At 71.0% G+C, this 26,108-nt stretch carries 30 protein-coding genes; 19 read left to right on the top strand and 11 right to left on the bottom strand.

Going from position 1 to position 26,108, the window contains the following annotated elements; all coding sequences use genetic code 11:
- Position 1: 1 nt before the first annotated feature.
- The 5 genes from clsA to AC4BGB_RS00695 all read right to left on the bottom strand — a co-directional run bounded on the left by clsA (position 2) and on the right by AC4BGB_RS00695 (position 5,995).
- Positions 2 to 622 (bottom strand): cardiolipin synthase ClsA, encoded by a 621-nt coding sequence (gene clsA / locus AC4BGB_RS00715; protein ID WP_490544047.1) that lies wholly within the window; start codon positions 620 to 622, stop codon positions 2 to 4.
- A gap of 362 nt (positions 623 to 984) precedes the next feature.
- Positions 985 to 2,175, bottom strand: a complete 1,191-nt coding sequence (locus AC4BGB_RS00710) for a 4-hydroxybenzoate 3-monooxygenase (protein ID WP_490544046.1) — start codon at positions 2,173 to 2,175, stop codon at positions 985 to 987.
- A gap of 49 nt (positions 2,176 to 2,224) precedes the next feature.
- Positions 2,225 to 3,001 (bottom strand): IclR family transcriptional regulator, encoded by a 777-nt coding sequence (locus AC4BGB_RS00705; protein WP_490544045.1) that lies wholly within the window; start codon positions 2,999 to 3,001, stop codon positions 2,225 to 2,227.
- A gap of 32 nt (positions 3,002 to 3,033) precedes the next feature.
- Entirely contained in the window at positions 3,034 to 4,710 is a 1,677-nt protein-coding gene (locus tag AC4BGB_RS00700; protein WP_490544044.1) for a long-chain-fatty-acid--CoA ligase, read from the bottom strand.
- Between the two features lie 52 nt (positions 4,711 to 4,762).
- Positions 4,763 to 5,995, bottom strand: a complete 1,233-nt coding sequence (locus AC4BGB_RS00695) for an MFS transporter (RefSeq protein ID WP_490544043.1) — start codon at positions 5,993 to 5,995, stop codon at positions 4,763 to 4,765.
- Positions 5,996 to 6,119: 124 nt separating this feature from the next.
- Between AC4BGB_RS00695 and pcaH the strand changes: the two genes are divergently transcribed.
- Genes pcaH through AC4BGB_RS00660 form a run of 7 tightly spaced genes read left to right on the top strand, consistent with a single transcriptional unit; the run spans position 6,120 to position 12,470 of the window.
- Positions 6,120 to 6,929, top strand: coding sequence for a protocatechuate 3,4-dioxygenase subunit beta (pcaH, locus tag AC4BGB_RS00690; protein WP_490544042.1), 810 nt, complete (start codon positions 6,120 to 6,122; stop codon positions 6,927 to 6,929).
- Positions 6,926 to 7,480: a protocatechuate 3,4-dioxygenase subunit alpha gene (gene pcaG, locus AC4BGB_RS00685; protein WP_490544041.1), complete on the top strand. Its 555-nt coding sequence runs from the start codon at positions 6,926 to 6,928 to the stop codon at positions 7,478 to 7,480. The genes pcaH and pcaG overlap by 4 nt, the downstream gene beginning before the upstream one ends.
- Positions 7,480 to 8,739 carry a lyase family protein gene (locus tag AC4BGB_RS00680; RefSeq protein ID WP_490544040.1) on the top strand — a complete coding sequence of 420 codons (1,260 nt, stop codon included), beginning with the start codon at positions 7,480 to 7,482 and terminating at the stop codon, positions 8,737 to 8,739. Before pcaG ends, AC4BGB_RS00680 begins: the two co-directional genes overlap by 1 nt.
- A complete protein-coding gene (gene pcaDC, locus AC4BGB_RS00675; protein WP_490544039.1) occupies positions 8,736 to 9,938 on the top strand; it encodes a bifunctional 3-oxoadipate enol-lactonase/4-carboxymuconolactone decarboxylase PcaDC in 1,203 nt (400 codons plus the stop codon). The genes AC4BGB_RS00680 and pcaDC overlap by 4 nt, the downstream gene beginning before the upstream one ends.
- Positions 9,938 to 11,140 (top strand): thiolase family protein, encoded by a 1,203-nt coding sequence (locus AC4BGB_RS00670; RefSeq protein WP_490544038.1) that lies wholly within the window; start codon positions 9,938 to 9,940, stop codon positions 11,138 to 11,140. The genes pcaDC and AC4BGB_RS00670 overlap by 1 nt, the downstream gene beginning before the upstream one ends.
- Positions 11,137 to 11,820 (top strand): 3-oxoacid CoA-transferase subunit A, encoded by a 684-nt coding sequence (locus AC4BGB_RS00665; protein WP_490544037.1) that lies wholly within the window; start codon positions 11,137 to 11,139, stop codon positions 11,818 to 11,820. The genes AC4BGB_RS00670 and AC4BGB_RS00665 overlap by 4 nt, the downstream gene beginning before the upstream one ends.
- On the top strand, positions 11,817 to 12,470 hold the full coding sequence (locus AC4BGB_RS00660; RefSeq protein WP_490544036.1) for a 3-oxoacid CoA-transferase subunit B: 654 nt from the start codon (positions 11,817 to 11,819) through the stop codon (positions 12,468 to 12,470). Before AC4BGB_RS00665 ends, AC4BGB_RS00660 begins: the two co-directional genes overlap by 4 nt.
- On the opposite strand, the gene AC4BGB_RS00655 is transcribed toward AC4BGB_RS00660, so the two are convergent.
- The gene (locus AC4BGB_RS00655) at positions 12,467 to 13,321 is read right to left on the bottom strand and encodes an NAD(P)-dependent oxidoreductase (protein WP_490544035.1); all 855 of its coding nucleotides are present in this window, start codon (positions 13,319 to 13,321) and stop codon (positions 12,467 to 12,469) included. The two genes, AC4BGB_RS00660 and AC4BGB_RS00655, sit on opposite strands and share 4 nt — an antisense overlap.
- 14 nt (positions 13,322 to 13,335) lie before the next feature.
- On the bottom strand, positions 13,336 to 13,656 hold the full coding sequence (locus AC4BGB_RS00650) for a hypothetical protein (RefSeq protein WP_490544034.1): 321 nt from the start codon (positions 13,654 to 13,656) through the stop codon (positions 13,336 to 13,338).
- Positions 13,657 to 13,847: 191 nt separating this feature from the next.
- Between AC4BGB_RS00650 and AC4BGB_RS00645 the strand changes: the two genes are divergently transcribed.
- From AC4BGB_RS00645 to AC4BGB_RS00635, 3 genes are read left to right on the top strand one after another with little or no spacing between them, the layout of a single operon-like run.
- Positions 13,848 to 14,660, top strand: coding sequence for an alpha/beta fold hydrolase (locus AC4BGB_RS00645; RefSeq protein ID WP_490544033.1), 813 nt, complete (start codon positions 13,848 to 13,850; stop codon positions 14,658 to 14,660).
- A 2-nt stretch (positions 14,661 to 14,662) separates the two neighbouring features.
- Entirely contained in the window at positions 14,663 to 16,297 is a 1,635-nt protein-coding gene (locus AC4BGB_RS00640; protein ID WP_490544032.1) for a sensor histidine kinase, read from the top strand.
- 25 nt (positions 16,298 to 16,322) lie between these two features.
- Positions 16,323 to 17,024: a glycoside hydrolase family 16 protein gene (locus AC4BGB_RS00635; RefSeq protein WP_490544031.1), complete on the top strand. Its 702-nt coding sequence runs from the start codon at positions 16,323 to 16,325 to the stop codon at positions 17,022 to 17,024.
- A gap of 10 nt (positions 17,025 to 17,034) precedes the next feature.
- Here the strand turns inward: AC4BGB_RS00635 and AC4BGB_RS00630 are convergent, their stop codons facing one another.
- Positions 17,035 to 17,463 (bottom strand): pyridoxamine 5'-phosphate oxidase family protein, encoded by a 429-nt coding sequence (locus AC4BGB_RS00630; RefSeq protein ID WP_490544030.1) that lies wholly within the window; start codon positions 17,461 to 17,463, stop codon positions 17,035 to 17,037.
- Between the two features lie 114 nt (positions 17,464 to 17,577).
- Positions 17,578 to 18,078, bottom strand: coding sequence for a hemerythrin domain-containing protein (locus tag AC4BGB_RS00625; protein ID WP_490544029.1), 501 nt, complete (start codon positions 18,076 to 18,078; stop codon positions 17,578 to 17,580).
- Between the two features lie 145 nt (positions 18,079 to 18,223).
- On the opposite strand from AC4BGB_RS00625, the gene AC4BGB_RS00620 reads away from it, so the two are divergent.
- Positions 18,224 to 18,721, top strand: coding sequence for a hypothetical protein (locus AC4BGB_RS00620; protein WP_490544028.1), 498 nt, complete (start codon positions 18,224 to 18,226; stop codon positions 18,719 to 18,721).
- On the opposite strand, the gene AC4BGB_RS00615 is transcribed toward AC4BGB_RS00620, so the two are convergent.
- Positions 18,715 to 19,224, bottom strand: coding sequence for a DUF2243 domain-containing protein (locus AC4BGB_RS00615; protein ID WP_490544027.1), 510 nt, complete (start codon positions 19,222 to 19,224; stop codon positions 18,715 to 18,717). The two genes, AC4BGB_RS00620 and AC4BGB_RS00615, sit on opposite strands and share 7 nt — an antisense overlap.
- Positions 19,225 to 19,383: 159 nt before the next feature.
- On the opposite strand from AC4BGB_RS00615, the gene AC4BGB_RS00610 reads away from it, so the two are divergent.
- From AC4BGB_RS00610 to AC4BGB_RS00575, 8 genes are all read left to right on the top strand, one after another.
- The gene (locus AC4BGB_RS00610) at positions 19,384 to 20,568 is read left to right on the top strand and encodes an MFS transporter (protein ID WP_490544026.1); all 1,185 of its coding nucleotides are present in this window, start codon (positions 19,384 to 19,386) and stop codon (positions 20,566 to 20,568) included.
- 93 nt (positions 20,569 to 20,661) lie between these two features.
- Positions 20,662 to 21,669 (top strand): ATP-dependent DNA ligase, encoded by a 1,008-nt coding sequence (locus AC4BGB_RS00605; protein ID WP_490544025.1) that lies wholly within the window; start codon positions 20,662 to 20,664, stop codon positions 21,667 to 21,669.
- Between the two features lie 13 nt (positions 21,670 to 21,682).
- A complete protein-coding gene (locus AC4BGB_RS00600) occupies positions 21,683 to 21,904 on the top strand; it encodes a siderophore-interacting protein (protein WP_490544024.1) in 222 nt (73 codons plus the stop codon).
- Between the two features lie 20 nt (positions 21,905 to 21,924).
- Positions 21,925 to 22,083 carry a hypothetical protein gene (locus AC4BGB_RS00595; RefSeq protein WP_490544023.1) on the top strand — a complete coding sequence of 53 codons (159 nt, stop codon included), beginning with the start codon at positions 21,925 to 21,927 and terminating at the stop codon, positions 22,081 to 22,083.
- Positions 22,084 to 22,093: 10 nt separating this feature from the next.
- Positions 22,094 to 22,876, top strand: a complete 783-nt coding sequence (locus tag AC4BGB_RS00590) for an MBL fold metallo-hydrolase (protein WP_490544022.1) — start codon at positions 22,094 to 22,096, stop codon at positions 22,874 to 22,876.
- Positions 22,877 to 22,947: 71 nt separating this feature from the next.
- Entirely contained in the window at positions 22,948 to 24,087 is a 1,140-nt protein-coding gene (locus AC4BGB_RS00585) for a zinc-dependent alcohol dehydrogenase (protein WP_490546761.1), read from the top strand.
- A 16-nt stretch (positions 24,088 to 24,103) separates the two neighbouring features.
- On the top strand, positions 24,104 to 24,595 hold the full coding sequence (locus tag AC4BGB_RS00580; RefSeq protein ID WP_490544021.1) for a hypothetical protein: 492 nt from the start codon (positions 24,104 to 24,106) through the stop codon (positions 24,593 to 24,595).
- 265 nt (positions 24,596 to 24,860) lie between these two features.
- Positions 24,861 to 25,373, top strand: a complete 513-nt coding sequence (locus tag AC4BGB_RS00575; RefSeq protein ID WP_490544020.1) for a MarR family winged helix-turn-helix transcriptional regulator — start codon at positions 24,861 to 24,863, stop codon at positions 25,371 to 25,373.
- On the opposite strand, the gene AC4BGB_RS00570 is transcribed toward AC4BGB_RS00575, so the two are convergent.
- Complete coding sequence (locus AC4BGB_RS00570) at positions 25,365 to 26,102, bottom strand: TetR/AcrR family transcriptional regulator C-terminal domain-containing protein (protein ID WP_490544019.1); 738 nt, start codon at positions 26,100 to 26,102, stop codon at positions 25,365 to 25,367. The genes AC4BGB_RS00575 and AC4BGB_RS00570 overlap by 9 nt on opposite strands.
- Positions 26,103 to 26,108: the final 6 nt, after the last annotated feature.

The following is a 26,108-nucleotide window of genomic DNA, read 5'->3' as shown; positions in this document are numbered from 1 at the left end:
CTCAGGTGTCCGAGAAGTCCGGAGCGCGCCGATCCCTGTCGGCCATCAGCTTGCGCACCTGCCAAGCGTAAAGGAGGCCGGCCCACCAGTAGAGCCCGATCCCCCAGATGGCGAAGGCCCATCCGAAGACCTCCGCGAGGACCGCGACGGGGCCGTCGCCGTCACCGAGGAAGAGCATCGGGAAGGAGTAGAGCAGGGCCGCGGTGGCCGCCTTGCCGAGATAGTGCACCGGCAGCGCGGAGTACCCACGGGTCCGCAGGAACGGGACCAGGCACCACAGGAACGCGTCGCGCAGGGGCAGCAGGATCGCCACCCACCACGGGATGATGTCGCGGTAGAGCAGTCCGATGACCGCGGCCAGGATGTAGAGCCGGTCGGCGACCGGGTCGAGGATCTCCCCCAGCTTCGAGGTCTGGTTCAGCCGTCGCGCCAGGTAGCCGTCGAGCCAGTCGGTGAAGCCCGAGACCATCAGCACGACCAGCGCCCAGACGTCGGCCTCGGGGCCCATCACCAGCCACAGGAACAGCGGCACGCCGGCCAACCTCACCATGGAGACGATGTTGGGCAGCGTCCACACCGCGGAGGTCGCGGAAGCGCCTGCACGGTTCGGCTGCTGGGCCAAGGGTCCCTCCTGACTGGTCGGAGGTCACCCTACGGCGATCGTCAGTTCAGGCAGCAGCCGCACCGCGGGCAGTGCACCCGCTTGCTCCCGCCGATCTCCTGGCCACAGCTGCACACCAGCACCACCGTTGCGCCAGATCCGCTGGCACTCGACGACCCGTACAGGGCCGCTTCTGTTGCAATCATCTTGGAACTCCCTTGCCTTCACTCCAGAGAACGGCAAGTCCGATTTGTCATTAAGAGCAACACGCGGAAATAGCCCGAAGTGACTATGGGTTTTGACCCAGAATGGCTATGGCTCGTCGACACCGGTCTGGACCGGTTATGTCCCTTATGGGCTTTTCTCGCGAAGTGTGCATTCCCTCAGCGTGGCGCCGGCCAGCCGGTGTACCCCTCCGCCAGGTAGGTCGCCCCGGCCCGGGACGACGTGAGCATGGCGAGCTCGCCGGTCTGCCGGCGTAGGTCGAACGGGCTGGCCTCCGGTGCGAGGTGCAGCATCGTGGTCATCCAGTAGGAGAAGTGCTGGGCCTTCCACACCCGGTCCAGCGCGCGCTCGGTGTAGTCGTCGAGCAGGTCCGGATCCCGGCGGGAGACGACCTGCTCCAGCACCTCGGCGAGCACCCGCACGTCGGCGAGGGCGAGGTTGAGCCCCTTGGCGCCGGTGGGTGGGACCGTGTGCGCCGCGTCCCCGGCGAGCAGCAGGTTCCCGTGCCGCATCGGCTCCTGGACGAAGCTGCGGAACGGCAGCACCGTCCGCGAGGTGATCGGACCCTCCCGCAGGGTGTACCCGTTGGCCCCGACCCGGGCCTGGAGCTCCTCCCAGATGCGGTCGTCGGACCAGTCGGCGGGGTTCTCGGCGGGGTCACACTGGAAGTACATCCGCTGCAGGGACTCGGTGCGCTGGCTGATCAGCGCGAAGCCGCGCTCGGAGTGGCTGTAGATCAGCTCGGGCGCGCTCGGCGGGGCCTCGCAGAGGATCCCGAACCAGGCGTAGGGGTACTCGCGGAAGTACTGCCGCCGCTTGGCCTCGGGGAAGGCCTGCCGGCAGACGCTGCGGGAGCCGTCGGACCCGACGAGGAAGTCGCAGCGCAGCTCGTGCGCCTGGCCACCGGAGTCGGTGAACCGGACCACGGGAGCCTCGCCGGTGACGTCGGCGACGGAGACCTCGCTGACCCCGAACCGGACGTCGCCGCCGTCGCGCTCGCGGGCATCGGCGAGGTCGGTGAACACATCGGTCTGGGGGTAGAGCTGCGCCGAGGCGCCGACGAGACCCTCGAAGTCGATCCGGTGACCGCCGCCCCCGAACGCCAGCTCGATGCCCTCGTGCCGGTACCCCTCCCGGAGCACCCGGTCCGAGACACCGGTCTCGACGAGCATCCGGACGCTGTCCTGCTCCAGGATGCCGGCCCGGTGGGTCTGCTCGATCTCGGCGCGCGAGCGCAGCTCGACCACCACGGACTCGATCCCGGAGCGGGCGAGCAGGTGGGAGAGCATCAGCCCCGCGGGGCCGCCTCCGACGACGGCGACGGTGGTGCGTTCCTGGACAGGCGGCATTCCTCGATCATCCGGCGCGCAGCGGCGAGGTCCCACCCCGGCCTTTCGCTCAGTGGAACCCCTCGTCCGGATCCACCTGCTCGTTCAGGGCGCGGCCGATACCGCCGGAGGCGACCCGCAACGCCGAGACCAGCTGGGCGCGGGTGCGCCGCAGGTCCGGGACCACCACACCCAGGGCGGCGACCAGCTGCCGACGCGCGCGCACCGGCACCGCCACGGAACAGGCGCCCAGGCTCATCTCCTCCTGCGTCGTGGCGTAGTCGTCCTTGTGCACCCGGACGAGCTGGCGCCGCAGCGCGCCCGGCTGGCTCACGGTGTACGGAGTGACCCGGTCCAGGTGCGCGAGGACCTCTGCCTGCACCTCGGCGGGCGCGTGGGCCAGCAGCACCTTGCCGACCCCGGTGGCGTGCATCGGCAGCCGGGACCCGACCGTGCTCACCACCGGCACCGAGGCGTTGCCGGAGAGCCGGTCGAGGTAGAGCACGTGGTTGCCCTCGCGGACTGCGAGGTGGACGGTGGCCAGGGTCGCGCCGTACAGGTCGTGCAGGTACGGCGAGGCGAGCTGGCGCAGGCCGGTGTTCACCGGGGCGAGCAGCCCCACGCTCCACAGGCGCCGCCCCACGACGTACTCACCCGTGGCTGTGCGCGCCAGGGCGCCCCACTCGACGAGCTCGGCGACCAGCCGGTGCGCGGTGGGCAGCGGGAGGCGAGCCCGCGCGGCCAGCTCGGTCAGCGAGAGCTGGCGGTGACGTCCGTCGAAGGCGCCCAGCAGGGCCAGAGCCCTGCTGGTGACCGAGGTGCCCGGTTGGGACAGGTTGCCCGCCATGCACCCCATCCTTCCACTGGGTGGAGGTCAGGTCACTCGTCGCGGAGCATCGAGGAGACCTCGCGGCGCAGCACCTTGCCCATCTGGTTCACCGGCAGCTCGGTCACGGCGATGATCCGGCGCGGCACCTTGTACGCCGAGAGCGCCTCGCGCAGGTGGGTGCCGATCTCCTCGACGTCGAGGTCGGCACCCTGCACCAGGACCACGGCCGCGACGACCTGCTCGCTGCCACTGGTCGACGGCATCCCGACCACGGCGGCGTCCTCCACCGAGGCGTGCTCGCGCAGGACGCGCTCCACCTCGCTGGGATAGACGTTGAAGCCGCCGGTGATGATGATCTCCTTGATCCGGTCCACGATCGTGATGAACCCGTCCGGCGACATCACCACCACGTCCCCGGTGCGGAACCAGCCCTCGTGGTGCGCGGCCGCGGTCTCCTCGGGCATGCCGCGGTAGCCCTCGAAGACCTGCGGCCCCCGGACGAGCAGCTCGCCCCGCTCCCCCGGCGGCACGTCGACCGAGAGGTCCTCGGGGTCGGCGATGCGGACCTCGACGTCGGGGAACGGCACCCCGATCGACCCCGGCCGGCGCGCGGAGCTCATCGGGTTGCCGACGATCACCGGGGAGGTCTCGGTGAGCCCGTACCCCTCGACGAGCAGCCCGCCCGTGGCCGCCTCCCAGCGCTCCACGAGGTCGGCCGGCAGCGGCATCGCACCCGAGAGCGCGTAGCGCACGCCCTTGATCGAGATCCCGCGCTCCTCGGCCGCCTCGGCGATGCGCGCGTAGAGCGGCGGCACGGCGGGGACGAAGGTGGGGACCTCGCGCTTGAACGCGTCCATCAGCAGCCCGATCTCGGGCTTGGGCAACAGCACCAGCTTCGCGCCGAGGCTGACCCCGAACAGCACGCTGATGGTGATGCCGTAGGCGTGGAACATCGGCAGCGCGCACAGGAAGCTCTCGCGACCCTCCACCAGGCCGGGCACCCAGGCGCGGCCCTGGACGACGTTCGCCACCAGGTTGCGGTGCCGCAGCGGGACACCCTTGGGCACGCCTGTGGTCCCCGAGGTGTAGAGCAGCAGCGCGACGTCCTCGGCCACCGGCCGCGGGTGGTCGTCGGCGATCGGCGGGGCGGACTCCAGCTCGGCGAACGGCATCGCGTGCGGCGCCGGACCGGTGAGCTGGGCGCGTGACTCCCGCGCCCTGGTCACCGGGATCCGCAGGGCAAGTCGCTTGAGCAGCGGCAGCTCGAGGGTCAGGTCGACCGCGACGATGGTCTTCACCGCGGAGTCCTCCTGCAGCTGCTCGACCACCGGTACGGCCTTGTCCCAGACGATCGCGACCTCGGCGCCGTGGTCGGCGAACGGGTGCCGCAGCTCGCTGGCGGTGTAGAGCGGGTTGTGCTCGACCACGACCGCACCCAGCCGCAGGACCGCGTAGAAGGCGATCACGTTCTGCGGGCAGTTGGGCAGCAGCAGCGCCACCCGGTCCCCGGCCTCGACCCCCAGCCGACGCAGCCCCTCGGCGGTACGGCGTACGCGCTCGTCGAGCTGGGCGTAGGTGGTGGTGCGTCCCAGGAAGTCCATCGCCGGCCGGTCGCCGAATCGCTGCACCGTCGCCTCGAACTGGTCCAGGACGGTGGTGTCGGCGTACTCCAGGGTGTGCGGAACCCCTTCGGGGTAGGAGCTGAGCCAGACGGGGTCAAGCGGCATCGAGGGTCCTTCTTCTCGGGGAGGGGGAACACCCCAATCCTCTCAGGGGCCGCTAGCTCTCCCGCACGTGCGCCGGCACCGTCGCCAGGGCGAGCACGGCGAGCACTGCGGCCACCGCGAAGGCGTAGAAGCCCCACGGGTAGGCGATCCCCGCGGTGACCAGCGCGCCCCCGAGGAACGGTCCCACGATCGCCCCCACCCGGCCGATCCCCGCCGCCATCCCGAGCGCGGTGCCGCGGATCTGCGGCGGGTACAGGTGCCCGACGAACGCGTAGACGAGCACCTGCGCACTGAACACGAAGATGCCGGTGAGCAGCACCGCGGCGTAGACGAGGAAAGAGCTCTCGATCTTGATCGACAGCGCCGCCAGGAAGACCGCCGCGAGACCGAACCAGAGCAGCACGGTCGGCTTGTTGCCGCGCGAGTCCGAGATCAGTCCGGCCACGAGCAGGCCGATCACCGCGCCCACGTTCAGCACGAGCAGCAGTCCCGTGCCGGCCTTGATGGAGTAGCCGGCCTCCCCCATGATCTTCGGCAGCCAGGTGTTCAGCCCGTAGACGAGCAGCAGGCCCATGAACGAGGCGACCCAGAGACCGGCGCTCACCGCGAGGTAGCGGCCCTTGATGACGTCGCGGCTCCGGACCGCCACGGTGACCTCGCCGCGCTCGCGGGCGGCCACCGCCTCGAGAAACGTCGTGGACTCCGGCAGCTTGAACCACAGCACGGGCAGCGTGAGCAGGCCGGCGACACCGCCCACCACGAACATCGACTCCCAGCCGTAGTCGTCGATCAGCCACAGCGCCAGCAGGGCGGTCAGCACCGCACCCACGTGGTAGCCGGTCATCATCCGGGTGACCGCGCTCCCCCCGCGGCCCTCGCGGGCGTGCTCGGTCATGAAGGCCAGCGCGGTGGGCAGGCAGGCGCCGAGGCCGAGCCCGGCGAGGAACCGCAGGACCGTGAACTGGGTGACGTCCTGGGCCACCGCGATCAGGAGCGTGAGCACCGAGAACGCGGCGATGCTGCTGATCAAGGTGGTACGGCGGCCGAACCTGTCGGTCAGCGGCCCCACGGCCACCGCCCCGATGCCGACCCCGACGAGACCGACGGTGGAGGTCATCGTCAGCGTCGAGTCGGTGAAGCCGAGGTCGCCGCTCTTGGACAGCGTCGGGATCACCGCCCCGAGGACCACGAGGTCGAAGCCGTCGAGGGCCACCGCGACCCAGCAGAGCAGGACCGGCCAGATGCCGGTCTCCGAGCGGACGGGTGTGCTGGAGGGTGCTGCCATGGGTGAGCTCCTTGTCGGGGGTTCCACCACCGTCGCAGCGGGCGCTCGCAGACCTCCAGCGATGCCTTCCGCTCAGTGAAAACCGGCGGCGACGGCGACAGGCCGTTCGTCGTAGGTTCGTCTGGTGACCCAGACCCAGGAGACCGCGCCGCACGCGCCCGCCACCGACTCCGACTCCGCCGTGTCCTCGCAGGCCGAGATGAGCCACGAGATGGCCGGCATCGCCGCCGCCTACGACCCGGCGGCCGGAGTGGAGACCCAGCCCCGGCTGGACTACGCGCCGTACCGCAGCAGCCTGCTGCGGCACCCGACCAAGGACCTGCACCACGCCGACCCGGAGACGATCGAGCTCTGGGCGCCGTGCTTCGGGCACCGCGACGTCGCCGGCGCCGAGTCCGACCTCACCATCCAGCACACCGGTGAGCCCATCGGTGAGCGGATCACCATCACCGGCCGGGTCGTGGACGGCGAGGGCCGCCCGGTGCGCCACCAGCTGGTGGAGATCTGGCAGGCCAACGCCGCGGGCCGCTACGTGCACAAGCGCGACCAGCACCCGGCCCCGCTCGACCCGAACTTCACCGGCGCGGGCCGGACGCTGACCGACGGCGAGGGCCGCTACACCTTCAGCACGATCAAGCCCGGGCCGTACCCGTGGAAGAACCACCACAACGCGTGGCGGCCCGCGCACGTGCACTTCTCGCTGTTCGGCACCGAGTTCACCCAGCGGATGGTCACCCAGATGTACTTCCCCGGTGACCCCTTGTTCGCCCTGGACCCGATCTACCAGTCCATCGTCGACCCCGACGCCCAGGCCCGCCTGGTCGCCAGCTATGACCACGACGTGACCCGCCACGAGTGGTCCACCGGCTACCGGTGGGACATCGTGCTCACCGGCACCCACCGCACCCCGATGGAAGACGAGGCCCAGCGATGACCCAGACGCTTCCCGCAACTCCGGGCCAGACCGTCGGCCCCTTCTACGGCTACGCGCTGCCCTTCCCCGGTGACAGCGAGCTCGTCCCACCGGGGCACCGGGACGCCGTCCGCCTGCACGGGACCGTCACCGACGGCGCGGGGCAGCCGGTCCCCGACGCGCTGATCGAGATCTGGCAGGCCGACGCTGACGGCGCCGTTCCCCAGGTGGAGGGCTCGCTGCGCCGTGACGGCTGGACGTTCACCGGCTGGGGCCGCGCGGCCGTGGACGACAACGGCCACTACTCGTTCACCACCCTGCCGCCGGGACCCACCGAGGCCGGTGCGGCGCCGTTCTTCGCGGTGACCGTCTTCGCCCGCGGCCTGCTGAACCGGCTGTTCACCCGCGCCTACCTCCCGGGACCCGCGACCGCGGACGACCCGCTGCTGGCCTCGCTCCCCGAGGACCGCCGCAGCACCCTGGTCACCGAGGCCGACGAGCACGGCCACCGCTTCGACATCCGCCTCCAGGGCGAGGGCGAGACCGTCTTCCTGCAGTTCCCGGGGGCCTGATGCCCGACCTGCTCTGGCCCGGCGACGAGCGGGCCCAGCGTGTGTTCACCCCGGCCTCGGTGCTCGCCGCGATGGTCCGGGTGGAGGCAGCCTGGCTGCAGTCGCTGGTGACCTCGGGCGTCGTACCGGCCGAGGCCCGCGACGATCTCGCCGGCCTGGTGACCGCGCGCGACACCGACGCGGTCGCGCTGGGCGCGGAGGCGTCCGGCAACCCGGTGCTGCCGATGCTGGCCCTGCTCCGCAGCCGCCTCCGGGAGCGCAACCCGGCGGCGGCGACGTGGGTGCACCGCGGGCTGACCAGCCAGGACGTCCTCGACACCGCCCTGGTGCTCTGTGCCCGCGACTGCGCCCGCCGGGTGGTCGCGGACCTCGACTCCCAGGTGGACAGCCTGGTGCTGCTCGCCGAGCGGCACCGCGAGCACCTGATGGCCGGGCGCACCCTGACCCAGCACGCCGTGCCCGTCACCTTCGGCCTCAAGGCGGCGCAGTGGCTGCACGGCGTCCTCGACGCACGTGCAGAGGTACGCCGGGCAGCGGCTCGGCTCCCGGCCCAGTTCGGCGGCGCCGCCGGTACCCTCGCCGCGACCCACGAGCTGGTCGCGCTCTCCGGGGCGAGCACCGACGCCTCGGCCGTGGCCGCCGGAGCAGCACGGGCTCTGGGCCTCGAGCACGGCGTCCCGTGGCACACCAACCGCGCCCCGTTCACGTCGTACGCCGACGCGCTGGTCGGGGCCACCGATGCGTGGGGCCGGATCGCCAACGACGTCCTCCTGCTCGCCCGGCCTGAGCTCGGCGAGCTGTCCGAGGACCCGGTGGATGGGCGGGGTGGCTCCTCGACGATGCCGCAGAAGGCGAACCCCGTGCTCTCGGTGCTGATCCGTCGCGCCGCCCTCGCCGCGCCGGCGAGCGCCGCCCAGGTGCACCTCGCTGCCGCCACCAGCGTCGACGAACGACCCGACGGCGGCTGGCACACGGAGTGGTCGGCGCTGGCCACGCTGTCGCGGCACACCGTGACCGCCGGCTCCCAGACCGCCGAGCTGCTCGCGGGCCTGCACGTCGACACCGGCCAGATGGCGTCCCTGGTCCGGCAGCGCAGCTCTGCCTTGCTGGCCGAGCAGCGCAGCATCCGCGACCTTTTCGGCGACGGCGCACGCCAGCAGCCCGACTTCGACCCCAGCCACTACCTGGGCGCGACCGGCAGGATCATCGACGAGATCCTCGACCGCGCCCGTGTCGAGCAGCACCAGGAGAAGACGTGACCGTCCCGACCATCACCGCGGTGCGCCTAACCGGCGCCGCCCACCGTGCCGAGCTGCCGCTGCTCGTCCTGGGCCCTTCCCTGGGCACCTCGGCCGCCACCTTGTGGACCCAATGCGCGGCCGGCCTCACCGACGCCTTCGACGTGGTCGCCTGGGACCTGCCCGGTCACGGCTACAACCACAGCGTCGGGGAGGAGCCGTTCACGATGGCCGAGCTCGCCGCGGGCGTGCTGCGGGTCGTGGAGGAGATCCTCGACCAGCGCGACGAGTTCCGGGGCAGGTTCCACTACGCCGGTGTCTCGGTCGGTGGCTGCGTGGGCCTGCAGCTCCTGCTCGACCATCCCGACCGCGTGGCCGGGGCCGCGCTGCTGTGCACGGGCGCCAAGGTCGGCGACCACGACTCCTGGACCAGCCGGATCGAGCAGGTGGAGGCCTCGGGCACCCCGGTGATGGTGGCCGGGTCCGCGGAACGCTGGTTCGGCGCCGGCTTCCTGGACCGCTCCCCCGACGTGGGCTCGGCGCTGCTGCACGCCCTGTCCGAGGCAGACGACCGCGGCTACGTGCAGACCTGCCAGGCCCTCGCCGAGTTCGACGTGCGCTCCCGGCTCGGCGAGATCACGGCGCCGGTCCTCGCCGTCGCTGGGTCCGACGACGTGGCCACTCCCCCGGCGAACCTGAGGGCCCTCGCGGACGGGGTCCGCGACGGCCGGTTCGTCGAGCTCGAGGGCGTCGCCCACCTCGCCCCGGCCGAACGCCCGGACGCCGTCGCCGCCCTGCTGCGACAGCACTTCCTCGGCGAGGAGCCGGGTCCCGTCTCGGCGTACGACGCGGGGCTGGTGGTGCGCCGCGAGGTCCTCGGTGACGCCCACGTCGACCGCGCGCTGGCCGGCGCCAACGACCTCACCCGGGAGTTCCAGCAGTTCATCACCGAGTACGCCTGGGGCGGGGTGTGGACCCGCCCCGGCCTCGACCGCCGCAGCCGGTCGCTGATCACGCTGACCGCGCTGATCGCCCGGGGCCACCACGAGGAGCTCGCGATGCACCTGCGGGCGGCGCGGACCAACGGGCTGACCAACGACGAGATCAAGGAGCTCATCTTGCAGACCGCGATCTACTGCGGCGTCCCGGACGCGAACACCGCCTTCCGGATCGCCCAGCGTGTGCTGGCCGAGCTCGACGAACAGGGAGAGGAAGCCTGATGTCCGCCTATGTCTACGACGCCGTGCGCACGCCGTTCGGCAAGTTCAACGGGGGCCTGTCGGGCGTACGCCCCGACGACCTGGCCGCGGCCGTGCTCACCGCTGTACGCGAGCGCAACCCGGGCCTCGACCCGGCCGCCGTCGACGAGGTCGTGCTCGGCAACGCCAACGGCGCCGGGGAGGACAACCGCAACGTCGCCCGGATGGCGAGCCTGCTCGCGGGCTACCCGGTCAGCGTGCCCGGCACCACGATGAACCGGCTCTGCGGCTCCTCCCTGGACGCGGCCATGAACGGCTCCCGGATGATCGAGACCGGCGACGCCGAGATCGTGCTCACCGGCGGCGTCGAGTCGATGACCCGCTCGCCCTGGGTGCTGCCCAAGCCGAGCCGCGCGTTCCCCGCCGGCAACGTCGAGGCCGTCTCGACCACGCTCGGCTGGCGACTGGTCAACCCGCAGATGCCGGCCGAGTGGACGGTCTCCCTGGGTGAGGCCAACGAGCAGCTGTGCGAGCGGTACGACGTCTCCCGCGAGCGGCAGGACGAGTTCGCCGTCCGCTCCCACAACCTCGCGCACGCGGCCTGGGAGCGCGGCTTCTACGACGACCACGTGGTGCCGGTCCCCGGCACCGACGCCACCCGGGACGAGAACGTGCGCGCCGGCTCCACCGTGGAGTCCCTGGCGAAGCTGCGGCCGTCGTTCCGCAAGGACGGGACGATCACCGCGGGCAACGCCTCCCCGCTGACCGACGGCGCCTCCGCCGTACTGCTGGGCTCGGAGCGCGCGGCCGGCCTGATCGGCGCTGCACCCGTGGCCCGGATCGCCGGGCGTGGCGCCCACGCCGTGGCCCCCCAGGACTTCGGCTACGCCCCCGTCGAGGCCGCGAACCAGGCGCTCGCGCGTGCCGGGATCAGCTGGTCCGACGTCAGCGCGGTGGAGCTCAACGAGGCGTTCGCGGTGCAGTCGCTGGTGTGCATGGACGCCTGGGCCAAGGAGGGACTCGACACCGAGCTGGTCAACATCAGCGGCGGCGCGATCGCGCTGGGGCACCCACTCGGCGCCTCCGGGGGCCGGATCCTCGGCGCGCTCTCGAAGATCCTGCGCGAGGGCAACCACCGCTGGGGTGTCGCCGCCATCTGCATCGGCGTCGGCCAGGGCCTCGCCGTGGTGCTGGAGAACGTGAACCAGGGGGACGACCGGTGACCGAGGTGCTGGAGCAGGCCGACGCGGCCGACCGGGCCGTCGCCGACATCCCCGACGGGGCCACTGTCCTGATCGGCGGCTTCGGTCCCGCGGGCCAGCCGATGGAGCTGATCGACGCACTGCGCCGCCACGGCGCCACCGACCTCACCGTTGTGAACAACAACGCCGGCAACGGGGACGTCGGGCTCGCCGCACTGCTCAAGACCGGCAACGTCCGCAAGATCATCTGCTCCTTCCCCCGGCAGAGCGACTCGTGGGTCTTCGACGACCTCTACCGCGCGGGGAAGATCGAGCTCGAGGTCGTGCCCCAGGGCAACCTCGCCGAGCGGATGCGCGCCGCCGGAGCCGGCATCGGAGCCTTCTTCGGCCCGACCGGTGTGGGCACGCCGCTGGCCGAGGGCAAGGAGCAGCGCACGATCAATGGCCGGGACTACGTGCTGGAGTACCCCCTGCCCGGGGACTACGCGCTGATCAAGGCGCACACCGCGGACCGGTCCGGCAACCTCGTCTACCGCAAGACCGCGCGCAACTTCGGGCCGGTGATGGCGACCGCGGCGACCACGACCGTCGCCCAGGTCAGCAACGTCGTCGACACCGGCTCGCTGGACCCGGAGAACGTCGTGACGCCGAGCATCTTCGTCGACCGGGTGGTCCGCATCGAGCAGGGAGCCGCGGCATGAGCGCCGAGCAGCTCTCGTCCGAGCCACTGGGTAAGGACGAGATCGCGAAGCTGATCGCCGCGGACATCCCCACCGGCGCCTACGTGAACCTCGGCATCGGTCAGCCCACCCTGGTCGCGGACCACCTCGACCTCGAGAGCGGCGTCACGCTGCACACCGAGAACGGCATGCTCGGCATGGGCCGGGCCGCCGTCGGCGACGAGATCGACCTCGACCTGATCAACGCCGGCAAGATCCCCGTCGTGGAGACGCCCGGTGCGTCGTACTTCCACCACGCGGACTCGTTCGCGATGATGCGCGGCGGTCACCTCGACGTGTGCGTGCTCGGCGCGTTCCAGGTCTCGGTCCGCGGCGACCTCGCCAACTGGCACACCGGCGCCCCGGACGCGATCCCGGCCGTGGGCGGCGCGATGGATCTCGCGATCGGCGCCAAGGACGTGTTCGTGATGATGACGCTGTTCGCCAAGGACGGCACCTCCAAGCTGGTCGCCGACTGCACCTACCCGTTGACCGGGGTGGCCTGCGTGAGCCGGGCCTACACCGACCACGGCGTCTTCGAGATCACCCCGGAGGGGGTGCGGGTCCGGGCGACGTACGGCGCCACGCTCGACGAGCTCCGCGAGCGGACGGGCCTCGACCTGCTCGACTAGTGCTCCAGCCAGGTCGCGGACATGTCGAGGTCGCCGTGCCCGGCGTCGACGGCCCTGGCGAGGTGGTCGCGGATCCCCGGCAACGGGCCGAGGTCGGTCCCGGCACCCTTCGCCGCGGCGAGGATCAGGTCGACGTCCTTGAGCGCACCGGCCAGCGCGAACGCCGGGGTGAAGCTCCCGCTGAGCATCGCCTTGCCCTTGAGCTGGACGTACGGCGAGTCCAGCGGCCCGCCCCCGACCGCCTCGAGGAACAGCGCCGGGTCCAGCCCGAGGTCCCGGGTGAGCGCCAGCGAATCGGCCACTCCCTCGAGCACGGTGACGACCCAGGCGTTCGCCGCGAGCTTCAACCGGCTGCCCGCGCCGGCCTCGCCCAGCCACATGGTGCGGCTGCCGATGGCGTCGAGGACCGGGGCGACCCGGGGTCGGGCGCTGTCCGGTCCTGAGGCGAGCACCACCAGGGTGCCGTCCTCGGCGGGCTTGCGGGTGCCGAGCACGGGAGCGTCCACGAAGGTCACGTCGAGGTCCTCGGCGAGGCCCGCTAGCCGGTCGGCGCCCTCGACCCCGACGGTGCTCTGCTGCAGCCACACCGCATCGGCGCCGAGGTGTCCCCGGGCCTGCTCCATCGTCTCGGCGACGCTGTCGACGTCGTACAGCATCGTGAGGACCACATCGGCGCCCTCGACGGCCTCGGCCACCGAGTCCGCCACGTGGGCGACGTCGGCGAGCGGCTCGGCCTTCTCCCGGCTCCGGTTCCACACCCGGAGGGTGAGGTCGGCAGCCGCGATGTTGCGGGCCATCCCGGCTCCCATGGTGCCGGTGCCGAGCAGGGCGACAGTGCAGTCATCGGTCATGGGCGTCACGTTACTCAGGCAGCACTCACGCAGCGCTCGGCCAACGGAGGTCGACTCTCGGTGTCGTCGGCCGGCCGGGCAGTCGTCTGGTGCCGCGGCCGTCGGTCACGTAGACCCGCCGCGGCTGCGTACTCGTCGACCGGGAGCGCGGCTGCTCCCAGAGGCGCCGGTCGGCGACGTGAGTCCCGCAGCTGGTCCGGGTCGGTGACCACGTGCGCCAGCGCCCACTCACGAGCCAGCGTGAGCCGCTCGAACTCCGCACTGCGCAGCGCGGCCAGGTTCGTCTCCAGGCCCGCAAGCACCCGATGGGTCTCGGGCGTGGAAACGACTGCCATACGTCATTCTCCATCGAACACCTGTTCGAGTCAAGATGTGTTCTGCACTCGTGCGACCGGATGGCCTCGACCGGCTGTGGCAACGAACTCTTGTCGGGAGCCGAGCCGCCCCGCCACTCCCCCACGCGCCCAATCAGAGCTTTGTCGGCAATCCATTCCTCCGGCGTCCGGTTTGTACTAAATTCCCGACCATGGATGTCCTCTCTCGGCACAATGTCTCCAGCTCCGGCCCGGTGGACGGCCAGCCGATCATGTTCGCCCACGGCTTCGGCTGCGACCAGGGCATGTGGCGCCACGTGGCGCCGGCGTTCACCGACCGCTACCGCGTGATCACCTTCGACCACATCGGTTCGGGCGGCTCCGACTCCTCTGCCTTCGACGCGCAGAAGTACGCCGACCTCAGCGGCTATGCCACAGACGTCCTGGAGATCGTCCGAGCGCTCGACCTCGAGGACGTCGTGTTCGTCGGTCACTCGGTGTCCTCGATGATCGGCGCACTCGCAGTCATCGAGGCGCCCGAGCGGTTCTCCGACCTGGTGATGGTCGCCCCCTCTCCCCGGTACATCGACGACGACCACTACGCCGGTGGCTTCACCCAGGAGGACATCGACGAGCTCCTGGAGTCCCTGGAGAGCAACTACCTCGGGTGGTCGGCGGCGATGGCACCCGTGATCGTGGGCAACCCGGATCGACCTGCCCTCGGAGAGGAGCTCACCGCCAGCTTCTGCCGGATGGACCCCGAGATCGCCCGGCGCTTCGCGACGACCACCTTCCTCTCCGACAACCGTCGGGACCTGCCGCGGATCGGCGTACCCACGCTGGTCCTGCAGTGCAGCGACGACGCGATCGCCCCACCCGCTGTCGGCGCGTACGTCGCGAGCGCGGTCCCCCGGGCCACCTTCGTGCAGCTGGCCGCCTCGGGACACTGCCCGAACCTGAGCGCGCCCGAGGAGACCGTCACGGCGATCAGCGACTTCCTGAGCCGGGGAGACGCGGCCGCGTAGCCATGTCGCTCGAGCAAGCCGTCGACGGCGTCCCGAGGGTGCCGTTCGAGGACGACCCCGCTCTGGAGTACGAGCACGCGCCCTGCGGATACCTGTCGACGACCCCCGACGGTCGCATCGTCAAGGTGAACGCCACCTTCTGCAGCTGGCTCGGGATGGAGGTCGACGATCTGCTGGGTCGCCGCCTGGTCGACCTGCTGAGCGTCGGTGGCCGGATCTTCCACGAGACGCACTACGCCCCGTTGCTGCGGATGCAGGGGTCGGCCCAAGAGGTCGCCTTCGACCTGGTGCGCGCGGACCGGACCCGCCTGCCCGTGCTGATGAACGCCTCCGTGGTCCTATCACCGGACGGCGAGCCCCACTTGGTCCGGGTCGCGGTCTTCGACGCCACTGGACGGCGCGCCTACGAGCGCGAGCTGGTGCGGACCCGCAACGAGCAGGAGGCCGAGCTCGAGGCGCGAGCAGAGCAGGCAGCGAGCGCCACGGCGACCGTCAGCCAGATCCTCGATGCGGCGACTGACACGGTTCTGGTGGCGACCAACGCGGACTTCGTCGTCACCCATTTCAACCGTGGGGCCCAGATGATGCTGGGTTACCCGGCGGAGGACGTCATCGGGCGTTCCATGGTCGGGGTCCGTACGCCCGAGGAGGTCCGTCGCCACGCGGAGGCCCTCGGGGTCCCGGCCGACCTCGCGACGCTTGTCCCTGCGCTGGTCCGCCACGGGGCACCACGGGACTGGACGCTGGTCACCAGGAGCGGTGAACGCAGGACCATGTCGCTGAGCTTCACCGAGATCCGTGACGAGGGCCGGCTGCTGGGCTTCCTCTGCGCGGGCGAGGACATCTCCGTCCGGCTGCGCACCGAGGCCGCCCAGGCCGCGGCGCTGCGCAGGGAGCTGGAGTCCGTCGCCCGGCTCGAGGAGGCCGACCGGATGAAGGACGAGGTGGTCTCGACGATCAGCCACGAGCTCCGTACTCCGATCGCCTCGATCCGGGGATACAGCGAGCTGCTCGCCGACGGCGACCTCGGACAGCTCACACCTGCCCAGGCCGACGCAGTCGCCACGGTGCTGCGCAACGCAACACGGCTTGCATCACTGGTCGACAACCTCGTCTTCCTGGACCGGGACGGGTCCCCTGACCAGGAGTCCCTCCGCCTCGAGCCGCACGACCTGGCAGCGCTCGTCGTCGATGCCGAGAAGGGCCTGGACCAGCTCGTCGGCGGCCGTGACCTGACGATGCGGGTGCAGGTGCCGGACGCGCCTGCCGTCGTGCTGGGCGACGCTGCGGCGCTGCGACGGGTGGTGTCCAACATCGGCGCCAACGCGATCAAGTTCACCCCCGACGGCGGGTCGATCAGCGTGTGCCTCGCGCCCACGTCCACGGGTTTCGCGCTCACAGTCACCGACACGGGAATCGGCATGACCGAGGAGGACCGGGAGCGGGCCCGCGACCGGTTCTACCGCTCCACGGAGGCCTACCGACTCGCGGTGCCCGGCACCGGCCTGGGACTGACCGTGGCGGACTCCATCGTGGCCGCGCACTCCGGCACGATGGCGATCGCGTCCACGCACGGACGCGGGACCACCGTCACGGTGTCGTTGCCGTCGTACGACGAGAACGCACCCGTCGCCTGACCTCGAACCATCCGATACTGGCCCCATGTGGGTGCAGGACTTCGACGGACCGCGAGGGGCACCGCCGGACCCCGAGGTGTGGGCGCACGAGGTCGGCGGAGGCGGCTGGGGTGACCGGCAGCAGCAGGTCTACACGGCCGAGGTGGCCAACGCCGCTCTCGACGGCGAGGGGCACCTGGCGATCGCGGCTCGTCGCGAGCCCGACGGCACCGTCACCTCCGCACGGCTCGTGACCAAGGACGGCTTCGCCACGACCTACGGCCGGGTCGAGGCGCGGATCAAGGTGCCGGGCGGTCGTGGCACCTGGCCGGCGTTCTGGATGCTCGGCGCCGACATCGACGGGGTGGAGTGGCCCGCCTGCGGCGAGATCGACGTGATGGAGCACGTCGGGGCGGACCCGCGGCACTGCCACGGCACCGCCCATGGTCCCGGGTTCAGTGGACTCGAGGGAGGCGTCGGCGGCTCGGTCGACGCAGGCGTGGACCTGTCCCAGGACTTCCACGAGTACGCCGTCGACTGGGACGAGCACTCGATCGTCTGGCTCCTCGACGGCCGGGAGTACCACCGGCTGACCCCCGACGACGTGCCCGGAGCGTGGCCCTTCGACCACCCCCACTTCCTGCTGGTCAACCTCGCCGTCGGGGGCGACTGGCCCGGCAACGACACCGACGACCCCGACCTGCCGGCAGTGCTGCTGGTGGACTGGATCCGCGTGCGACCGGGCTGAGCCGCCGCCCTCAGCTGTGCGGGCGGAGGTGGAGCCAGGGCCGGGCGAGCTCGAACTCGCGACCGGTCACCACGCTGGGCGCGATCTCCACGACGTTGTACTTCGTGGACGGGACCCAGGGCCTCAGCGGCACGTTCTCCGCCCGGTGCGCCTCGTCCTCGGGGAGCAGCCGTGCGGTGCCACGCACCACGACGCTGCGCGCGCTCACCTCGTCGTACTGGTCCACCTCGAACGCCACCTCGCGGCCCATCACCACGGCCAGGAGCTTGCTGCCCTCGGCCGTGCGGAACAGCAAGGTCTTGCCGTCCACCGCGTAGTTGATCGGGGTGATGTGCACCTCGTCGACCAGGAGGAACGCGAGGCGCCCGAACTCCTCGGTCCGCAGCATCTCCCAGCAGGCCTCAGCACTGAGCTCGCGGACCGGGTCCTCGGGTGACATGGCTCCTCCTTCGTGGGCGGGCCGGGCGCCCTCTCCGCCCCCATTTCACCCGCTTCTGCCGGGCGGGTGGAAGGGCCCCTTGTCCCTGCGCCCGGGGACCTTGCTCCTACGGCCTCAGGAGATGACCGCGTCGACGGTCTTCTTCAGGGCACTCGGCTGCGAAGGTCGCCTGGGAGCCGACTTCTTCGCCTCGAGCATCTCGGCGCCGAGATCCTGCAGCAGCTTGCGACCAAGCCCCTCGCGAACCTTGGGGAACCACTCCTTCTCCTCCTCGTCGATGTGGTGGTCGACGTTCTCGATCAGGACAGTGGTCTTGGCGGTGAACCGCTCCGCGTCGGGCTTCATCGCGGCCAGCTCCATGATCAGCACGTCGGCGACGTGGTGCTCCTCGTAGGACTCGAGGACGTCGTCCTCGAGCTCGGGGAGCAGCTCGCGCACGCGGGGGTACATCACCTCGTTCTCGATGTAGGTATGCACCGTCAGCAGCTCGATGATCTTGTCGACCAGCTTGCCCTTCGTGACGTGGGCGTTCTCGCCGGCCTTCTCGAAGTCGCGGAAGGCCTTGCGGATCTCCTTGTGGTCGTTCTTGAGCAGGACGATGGCGTCGGTGGACATGGGGCTCCTGAAGTGAGAGGGAATGTGAGTACGTCCTACCCGGATGCGGACCCCCTCACACGGAAGGCAACCCTTCCCCGGGTCCCTGGGACGCATCGGGTCCGTCTCTCGGGGTACCGGGAGGGCCTCTCGAGGGGGTCGATCAATGCGTACGACGGACAGGGGCACCGCCCTGCTCCAGGCTGCCGGGCGTGGTGCCGTGGCCGGGCTCGTGGGGGTGCTGGCGATGACGGCTGCCGAGAAGGTGGAGCAGCGGCTGACCCGGCGCGCGAACTCCTACGTGCCGGGCCGGACCCTGCTCACGCTCGTGGGCCGCCGCCCACCGGAGTCGGCCACTCCCCCGGCGTGGAACCACGCGATGCACTGGGGCACGGGTGCGGCGCTCGGCGCCCTGCGCGGGGTCTGGTCGGTGACCGGGATCCGCGGCGCCCAGGCGAGCGCCACCCACGCCGTGGTCCGGCTGGCCTTCGACCAGACGATGGAGAACGCCACCGGCGCGGGGGCTCCGCCGATGACGTGGCCCGCCGACGAGCGGGCGGTCGACCTGGCCCACAAGGCGGTGTACTCGGTCGTGACCGGCCTGGTCAGCGACGCCTGGATCCCCGCGGCCCTCGAGTCACGGCGCGGGACCGAGAGTCACTGACGCCGCAGGCTGCGCGAACCCCTCGACTGCAGCGCCCAGCCGACGGCCACGAGCAGAGCGCCGAACACCAGGAAGCCGATGTCCCACGACAGCGGCCCACCGAGGTCGTCGCGGACGTGGTGCACGCCGAGGATCTGGTGATCGATGATCCCCTCGACGAGGTTGAAGATCCCCCAGCCGGCGAGGACCAGGCCGAAGTGGAAGCTCCAGCTGGGCGCCAGCCGGCCCTGGCGCCACTGGACCAGGGTGAGGATCGACGCGGCCAGCACCAGCACCCACGTCGCGAGGTGGAAGAACCCGTCGGCCAGCGTGTTCATCTCCAGTCCGGCCAGCGTGGTCATCGGGTGGTCCGCGGTGTGACTGATCATGTGGTGCCACTGGAGGATCTGGTGCAGCACGATCCCGTCGACGAAGCCACCGAGGCCGAGGCCGTAGAGCAGGCCCGGCAGGCGAGAGGGGCGAAGCTCGGCACGCGGGACTTCCGGGACTCGGGCTGTGGACATGGAGCCTTCCTACCCGGCCGGACCGCGACGCATGCACGGAACCGAGCACGGACGGTAGCGTGACCGCGCGCGATCCCGGAGCAACCGCGTTCGCCGAGCAGATACGAGGGTCCAGTGGTCGTACGCGAACAAGTGGGTGTCTCCGGCTACCGATGGGTCGTGCTGGCGTCCTTCATGGGGGTCAACGCCACCATCCAGACCCTGTGGATCAGCTACGCCCCGGTCTCGAGCACCGCCCAGGACTACTACGGCGTCTCCGCCGGGGCGATCGGGGTGTTCGCGATCCTGTTCATGGTGGCCTACCTGCCCGTCTCCTTCATCGCCTCGCACGCCATCACCAGTCGCGGCTTCCGGTTCGCGGCAGGCCTCGGGGCGCTGCTGGCCGGGGTGTCCGGGGTGGCACGGGGACTGTCCGGTCCGCACTACGCGTTCGCGATCCTGGCCACGATCGGGGCCGCGATCGCGCAGCCCTTCCTGCTGAACGCCTGGACCACCATGTCCACCCAGTGGTTCGCGCTCTCCCAGCGCGCCACCGCGGTCTCCCTGGTCACGCTGTCGAACCTGGTCGGGGCCGGCGTCGGGCTCGCCCTGACCCCCACCCTGGTGAAGTCGATGTCCATCGCCCAGGTGCAGCTGGTGTACGGCGGGCTCGCCCTGCTCGGGGGCGTGGTCTTCGTGCTGGTGGCGCGGGACCGGCCCTCGCCCCACGAGCTGCCGGACGCCCTCGGGACCGGCGCGGCCGTGCCCCCGCTCGCCGGCGTACGCCACGCCCTGACCGTCGGCCCGTTCGTGGCGTTCCTGGTGATGGCGTTCGTGACCATGGGGGTCTTCAACGGCCTCTCCACGTGGATCGAGGACATCGTCAGCCCACGTGGGTTCTCCTCGACGGACGCAGGCAACACCGGTGCGCTGCTGCTGCTCGGCGGTGTGGTGGGCGCGATGGCGATCTCGGCTCTCTCGGACCGCTCCGGGCGGCGGGTGCCCTACATCGCGGCGGCGCTCGGCCTCTCCGCTCCCGCACTGCTGACGATGGCCCTGGCCGACTCCCTCGCCGGACTGCTCACCGCAGCGTTCGTCCTCGGGTTCTTCATGACCAGCGCGCTGCCGGTCGGCCTGCAGTACGCCGCCGAGATCACGGCGCCCACCCCCGCAGGCACCTCCAACGGGCTCATCCAGCTCGCCGGGCAGTCCTCGGTGGTGTTCGTCGTGCTGATGTCGCTGACCCGGACCTCCTCGGGATCCTTCACCCCGTCCCTGACGGTGCTGGCGGCGCTGCTCCTGCTCGCAGGCGTGGTGGCGTTGCGGCTCCCGGAGCCCTCGACGCGAGTCGACTCCCTCGGCTGAGCGCGAGGCAGCACCCGGCGCGCACTCATGTGTACGACGGTCCGCGGGTACTGCCATCACATGCAGGGTTCCTCGGCGGTGCCCAGGCCAGCAGTGGCCATCTTGAGTCACGACCGGTTCTGGAGCAGTGACTGGATCTACGAGCGCAGCCTCGGTGGTCACCGGTGCCTGGCCGTGCGCGACGCGGAGGGCATCCGCCTGTACTCGCGCAGCGGCCGGGAGATCACCAACACCTTCCCGGAGGTCACCGACGCGCTCCAGCAGCAGCACCACGACTGGTTCGTCCTCGACGGGGAGATCGTCGCCTTCGAGGGTGAGCGCACCAGCTTCGCCCTGCTGCGGCCCCGGATCCGGATCGAGGACGAGCAACGGGCCCGGGCGAGCGAGATCCCGGTCTGGTTCTACGTCTTCGACCTCCTCGAGCTCAACGGCAGGGACCTGCGCTCCCAGCCCCTGCTCGACCGCAAGCGGCTGCTCCTGGCCTCGCTGGACTGGTCGGACCCCCTCCGGCCGCTGTCCCACCGTGTGGACGCTGGCGAGGAGTGGTTCTCCAAGATCTGTGGTGATGGATGGGAGGGTGTGGTGGCCAAGCGTGCTGACGGGCTCTACGCACCCGGACGCACCGGGCACTGGCTGAAGTTCAAGTGCCAGAATCCACCACGACCAGAGGAGAGCCACATGAACAAGCGGGACGCGTCCGCGCCGGTCCACGATTCGCTGCGCGACGTACCTGGACTCAGCGAGCAGGACGTCGAGCAGGTCTGGGCCGGCGGCACGGTGGTCACGGTTCCCGCCGGCTGGTCGATGGTGCACGAACTCGAGCCACCCGACACCGCCTATCTGATCCTGGAGGGCCGGGTCCGGGTCAGCCTGCGCAAGGACACCGTGACCGAGCTGGGACCGGGCGACTTCGTCGGCGAGATCGCCCCGATCGCCCACCGGCTGCGCACCGCCACCGTCACCGCACTGGAACCGCTCGTCACGCTGGCGTTCCCCACCTCGGCCTTCGCCAAGCTCCGCAGCGAGGTGCCGGCGTTCGACGAGGCCGTGACCCAGGTCGCGTCGGCTCGGATAGCGGAGATCGACGGCGCCGGCAAGTGAGCGGACACCGCTGATGCACGGACAGGTGCTGCACACCCGTCACCTCGCCCCCAACCTGGTCCGCGTCGTCCTCGGTGGCGGGGACCTCGACGCTTTCGCGATGGTCGAGGCGACCGACGCCTACGTGAACCTCGCGTTCGCGCCACCGGGGGCGCCATACGGCCCGGTCTTCGACCCGGCAGAAGTGCGTGCGCGGGCGGCTACCGCCCCGACCCGGAGGCGGACTGGCTGCTGATGGTCGGCGACGAGTCGGCTATGCCCGCGATCGCCGCGTCCCTGGAGGTGGTGCCCCCGGGCACCCCGGTGGTCGTCCGGCTGCTGTGCGACGGGCCGGAGCACGAGGTCAAGCGCGACTTCGTCGCCGCGATGGAGGCCGACGTCGAGGTGCCGCATGCGTCGGGGGTCGCTGGGTAACGACAGCCGCGTGGACACGTTGACGTTCGTCGGGACCGCCACCACCGTGATCCGGCTCGGGTCGTTCACGTTGCTCACCGACCCGAACTTCCTGCACCGCGGCCAGCGCGCCTATCTCGGCAAGGGCCTGTGGTCCCGGCGGCTGACCGATCCGGCGATGTCACCGGCGGACCTGCCGGCCCTGGACGCCGTCGTGCTCTCGCACCTGCACGGCGACCACTTCGACCGGGTCGCCCGCGCGGAGCTGTCCCGCGCGCAACCGGTGCTGACCACGCCGGAGGCGGCCGACCGCCTCACCGACTGGGGCTTCGCGGCGGACGGGATCGCGGTGTGGGACTCCCGGACCCTCACCCGCGGTGAGGAGTCCCTGACGGTGACCGCGCTCCCCGGCATCCACGCCCGGGGCGTGATGGGCCGGCTGCTGCCCCCGGTGATGGGGAGCCTGCTCGAGCACAGTGAGGGTGGTCGGGTCCGGCGGCGGGTCTACCTCACCGGTGACACGCTGACCGGGGCACACCTCGACGAGATCGCCTCCCGTCACCCCGAGATCGACGTGGCGGTGGTGCACCTCGGCGGGACCCGGGTGCTGTTCCACACGGTGACCATGGACGCCGAGCAGGGCGTCGACTTCCTGCGCCGGGTGCAGCCCCGCCAGGCGATCCCGGTCCACTACGACGACTACCGCGTCTTCCGCTCCCCGCTGTCCGACTTCGAGCAGCTGGCCGAGGCGACCGGCCTCGCGCACCTGGTCCGTCCCGTACGCCGCGGCGAGACCATCGAGCTGGGCGCGTAGCGGCGATTGGCATCGCGCGGCCTGGGTACCGCCCCCGGACCGAGCAGCCTGAGGAGGTCGACGTGAGAGCCATGGTCTACCGCGGTCCGTACCGGATCCGCGTCGAGGAGAAGGACCGTCCGCGGATCGAGCACCCCAACGACGCGATCGTCCGAGTGACCCTGGCGGCGATCTGCGGGTCGGACCTGCACCTCTACCACGGGATGATGCCGGACACCCGGGTCGGGCACACCTTCGGCCACGAGTTCATCGGAGTGATCGACGAGGTGGGTCCCTCGGTGCAGAACCTGAAGGTCGGCGACCGGGTGATGGTCCCGTTCAACGTGTTCTGCGGGTCGTGCTTCTACTGCGTGCGCGGCCTCTACTCCAACTGCCACAACGTGAACCCGAACGCCACAGCGGTGGGCGGAATCTACGGCTACTCCCACACCACCGGCGGGTACGACGGCGGCCAGGCCGAGTTCGTACGGGTGCCGTTCGCCGACGTGGGGCCGAGCAAGATCCCCGACTGGATGGACGACGAGGACGCCGTGCTGCTCACCGACGCCCTGGCCACCGGCTACTTCGGGGCCCAGCTCGGCGACATCGCCGAGGGTGACGTCGTGGTGGTCTTCGGCGCCGGTCCCGTGGGGCTGTACGCGGCCAAGTCCGCCTGGCTGATGGGAGCGGGCAGGGTCATCGTGATCGACCACCTCGAGAACCGGCTGGAGAAGGCCCGCACGTTCGCCCACGCCGAGACCTACAACTTCACCCAGTACGCAGACATCGTGGTGGAGCTGAAGAAGCTCACCGGCTTCCTCGGCGCCGACGTCGCGATCGACGCCGTGGGCGCGGAGGCGGACGGCAACCTGATCCAGCACGTCACGTCCGCGAAGCTCAAGCTGCAGGGCGGTTCGCCGATCGCGCTCAACTGGGCGATCGACTCGGTGCGCAAGGGCGGCACCATCTCGGTGATGGGCGCCTACGGCCCGATGTTCAGCGCGGTCAAGTTCGGCGACGCCATGAACAAGGGCCTCACCCTGCGGATGAACCAGTGCCCGGTCAAGCGGCAGTGGCCCCGCCTGTTCGAGCACGTCCGCAACGGCCACCTCAAGCCCAGCGACATCGTCACCCACCGGATTCCGCTGGAGCACATCGCCGAGGGCTACCACATCTTCTCGGCCAAGCTCGACGGGTGCATCAAGCCGCTGATCGTGCCCACCCCCGCATGAGTGACGGAGACCGACGATGACCGAGAGCTACACCTACGGGCCGCACAAGCCGCCGCTGTCGAAGTCCAGTGATGACCTCCGGGCACGGATCCCCGGCTGGGGAGTCGACCTCGACCCCCGGGACCGGCCCTCGGTGCCCAAGCTGCAGTTCGATCCCGAGCGTACCGGTGCCCACTGGGAGTTCCCCGACCGGCAGCCGGAGACCTGGCCCCGGGAGCGCTCCCTGGAGCACGCCTTCCTGACGCCCGTCTTCGGCACCAGCTGCCCACCCAAGGGGCTCTCCGGCCGGCTGCGCAAGCTGGCCTACGCCCGCTACAGCGAGGCCCGCGCCGCCCACTGGCTGATCCTGCTGGGCGCGGACCGGGTGGACGCCCTGGAGAGCACCCTGGGCTCCCCGCTCCGTGGCCGTCCGGACAACCCGGTCATCGTCGCCGTCCCGGGGCTCCTCGCCGCGGGCGTGGCGTACCGCACCCTGCGGCGACTCAGGAGGAACCGGATTCGCGCGTGACCCCCGCCGGTCCGCTTCGTTACACGCTCGTCCGGTCCCGGTCCCGAGGAGCACGAACTGCATGGATGCAACGCCTGCCAACCACTACGGCGTGAACGACGGCTGGTCCCCACACCAGCTCGATGAACGTTTCTGGGCCCTGCTCCGGCCCTGCCCGCCGTACCCTGACCTGAACTAGGACGTCCCGACGACGAGCTGGTGGACGATGGACGAGGACCGGCCCGCCGTGCGGCCGGACCGGCCACGTTCTTGCGACGATGGACCCATGGAGCCGAACTGGTTGACCGAGGCCGAGCTGTCCTCGTGGGTGCGGATGGCCGCCGTGCTGGAGCTGCTGCCCGGCGTACTGGACTCCCAGCTGCGTCGTGACGCGGACCTGACGCACTACGAGTACTGGGTCCTCGCGATGCTCTCCGAGGCGCCCGGACTGACGCTGCGGATGACGCTGCTGGCCCGCCAGACCAACGCGACCCTCCCCCGGCTCTCCCACGTCGTACGCCGACTCGAGGAACGCGGCCTGGTCGAACGGGCCCCGGCGCCCGAGGACGCACGCGCCACCGATGTCACGCTGACCGAGGACGGCCTGTCCACGGTCACCCGCACCGCCCCCACGCACGTGGCCACCGTGCGCCAGCACGTGATCGACGCGCTCACCCCCGACCAGGTGCTCCAACTCGGGGAGATCACCGACGCGATCCTGCGCCGGCTGGACCCCGACGGCAAGATGATCGCCACCTACGAGCGCTACGACAGGCGCGGGGAGGCTGGTTCACGGTGACGGCGACTTCACCGTGAACGCGATCCGGTTGAGCAGCTCCTCGAGCGACATCTCGAACTCGACCGCCGCCTGGTCCTCCGAGAGCGCCCGCCGAAGCCGCTTCACCAGGGGATACCCCGCCAGCGCGTCCAGGACCGGGGCCTCGGTCTCCTCGACCACGTCCAGAGGGCCGAGGTCGGCGCCGTGGCTGGCCACCTCGAGCAGCAGGTGTCCGAGCAGGAAACTGGTGAACGCCCGGTAGGCGGCCACGGCCGAGTCGTCGTCGAAGCCCTCGGCGACCAGCCCCTCGAGGAAGGTCTCGACCCACTTCAGGCTGCGCAGCGGCGGACGCAGCCACGGGGCCTCCGGGGGGCGCGAGGCCACCAGTGGGAACGCCTTGGGATGGGCCAGGGCCACCCGACGGACGGCGTGCGCCATCCGCTGCAGGAAGTCCTGCCACCCGGACGCGGGCTCCTGGGCCAGGTCCGGGTCCTCGCGCATCTCGTCCACGATGTGGGTCACCACCGCGTCCAGCAGCGCGTCCCTGCCGGGGACGTAGCGGTACAGCGACATCGCCTCCACGTCGAGGCGCTCCCCGAGCCGACGCATGGTCAGCCCGGAGAGCCCCTCCTCGTCGATGAACGCGACTGCCGCCTCGACGACGCGCTCGCGGCTCAGCGGCGTCCTCGCCGAGGGACGCTCCTCCCCCGCGACGACATCCTTGTCGGCGTCCAGACCGGGTTGCGACACGTGGGC

It is taken from the genome of Nocardioides sp. Z30_9 (assembly GCF_058215735.1).
Note: the sequence above shows the minus strand (reverse complement) of the source record. Positions and strands in the feature narration are given on the sequence as shown.

Bases quoted from the DNA above. Each gene is read 5' to 3' on its own strand.
- AC4BGB_RS00680 (WP_490544040.1), top strand. From the start codon at position 7,480: ATGCCCGACCTGCTCTGGCCCGGCGACGAGCGGGCCCAGCGTGTGTTC.
- AC4BGB_RS00620 (WP_490544028.1), top strand. From the start codon at position 18,224: ATGCGTACGACGGACAGGGGCACCGCCCTGCTCCAGGCTGCCGGGCGT.
- AC4BGB_RS00595 (WP_490544023.1), top strand. From the start codon at position 21,925: ATGCCCGCGATCGCCGCGTCCCTGGAGGTGGTGCCCCCGGGCACCCCG.
- AC4BGB_RS00575 (WP_490544020.1), top strand. From the start codon at position 24,861: ATGGAGCCGAACTGGTTGACCGAGGCCGAGCTGTCCTCGTGGGTGCGG.
- AC4BGB_RS00600 (WP_490544024.1), top strand. From the start codon at position 21,683: ATGCACGGACAGGTGCTGCACACCCGTCACCTCGCCCCCAACCTGGTC.
- AC4BGB_RS00585 (WP_490546761.1), top strand. From the start codon at position 22,948: ATGGTCTACCGCGGTCCGTACCGGATCCGCGTCGAGGAGAAGGACCGT.
- AC4BGB_RS00645 (WP_490544033.1), top strand. From the start codon at position 13,848: ATGGATGTCCTCTCTCGGCACAATGTCTCCAGCTCCGGCCCGGTGGAC.
- AC4BGB_RS00615 (WP_490544027.1), bottom strand. From the start codon at position 19,224: ATGTCCACAGCCCGAGTCCCGGAAGTCCCGCGTGCCGAGCTTCGCCCC.
- pcaG (WP_490544041.1), top strand. From the start codon at position 6,926: ATGACCCAGACGCTTCCCGCAACTCCGGGCCAGACCGTCGGCCCCTTC.
- AC4BGB_RS00655 (WP_490544035.1), bottom strand. From the start codon at position 13,321: ATGACCGATGACTGCACTGTCGCCCTGCTCGGCACCGGCACCATGGGA.
- AC4BGB_RS00650 (WP_490544034.1), bottom strand. From the start codon at position 13,656: ATGGCAGTCGTTTCCACGCCCGAGACCCATCGGGTGCTTGCGGGCCTG.
- AC4BGB_RS00580 (WP_490544021.1), top strand. From the start codon at position 24,104: ATGACCGAGAGCTACACCTACGGGCCGCACAAGCCGCCGCTGTCGAAG.
- AC4BGB_RS00670 (WP_490544038.1), top strand. From the start codon at position 9,938: ATGTCCGCCTATGTCTACGACGCCGTGCGCACGCCGTTCGGCAAGTTC.
- AC4BGB_RS00625 (WP_490544029.1), bottom strand. From the start codon at position 18,078: ATGTCCACCGACGCCATCGTCCTGCTCAAGAACGACCACAAGGAGATC.
- AC4BGB_RS00640 (WP_490544032.1), top strand. From the start codon at position 14,663: ATGTCGCTCGAGCAAGCCGTCGACGGCGTCCCGAGGGTGCCGTTCGAG.
- AC4BGB_RS00700 (WP_490544044.1), bottom strand. From the start codon at position 4,710: ATGCCGCTTGACCCCGTCTGGCTCAGCTCCTACCCCGAAGGGGTTCCG.
- AC4BGB_RS00660 (WP_490544036.1), top strand. From the start codon at position 11,817: ATGAGCGCCGAGCAGCTCTCGTCCGAGCCACTGGGTAAGGACGAGATC.
- AC4BGB_RS00630 (WP_490544030.1), bottom strand. From the start codon at position 17,463: ATGTCACCCGAGGACCCGGTCCGCGAGCTCAGTGCTGAGGCCTGCTGG.
- AC4BGB_RS00705 (WP_490544045.1), bottom strand. From the start codon at position 3,001: ATGGCGGGCAACCTGTCCCAACCGGGCACCTCGGTCACCAGCAGGGCT.
- AC4BGB_RS00695 (WP_490544043.1), bottom strand. From the start codon at position 5,995: ATGGCAGCACCCTCCAGCACACCCGTCCGCTCGGAGACCGGCATCTGG.
- AC4BGB_RS00710 (WP_490544046.1), bottom strand. From the start codon at position 2,175: ATGCCGCCTGTCCAGGAACGCACCACCGTCGCCGTCGTCGGAGGCGGC.
- AC4BGB_RS00635 (WP_490544031.1), top strand. From the start codon at position 16,323: ATGTGGGTGCAGGACTTCGACGGACCGCGAGGGGCACCGCCGGACCCC.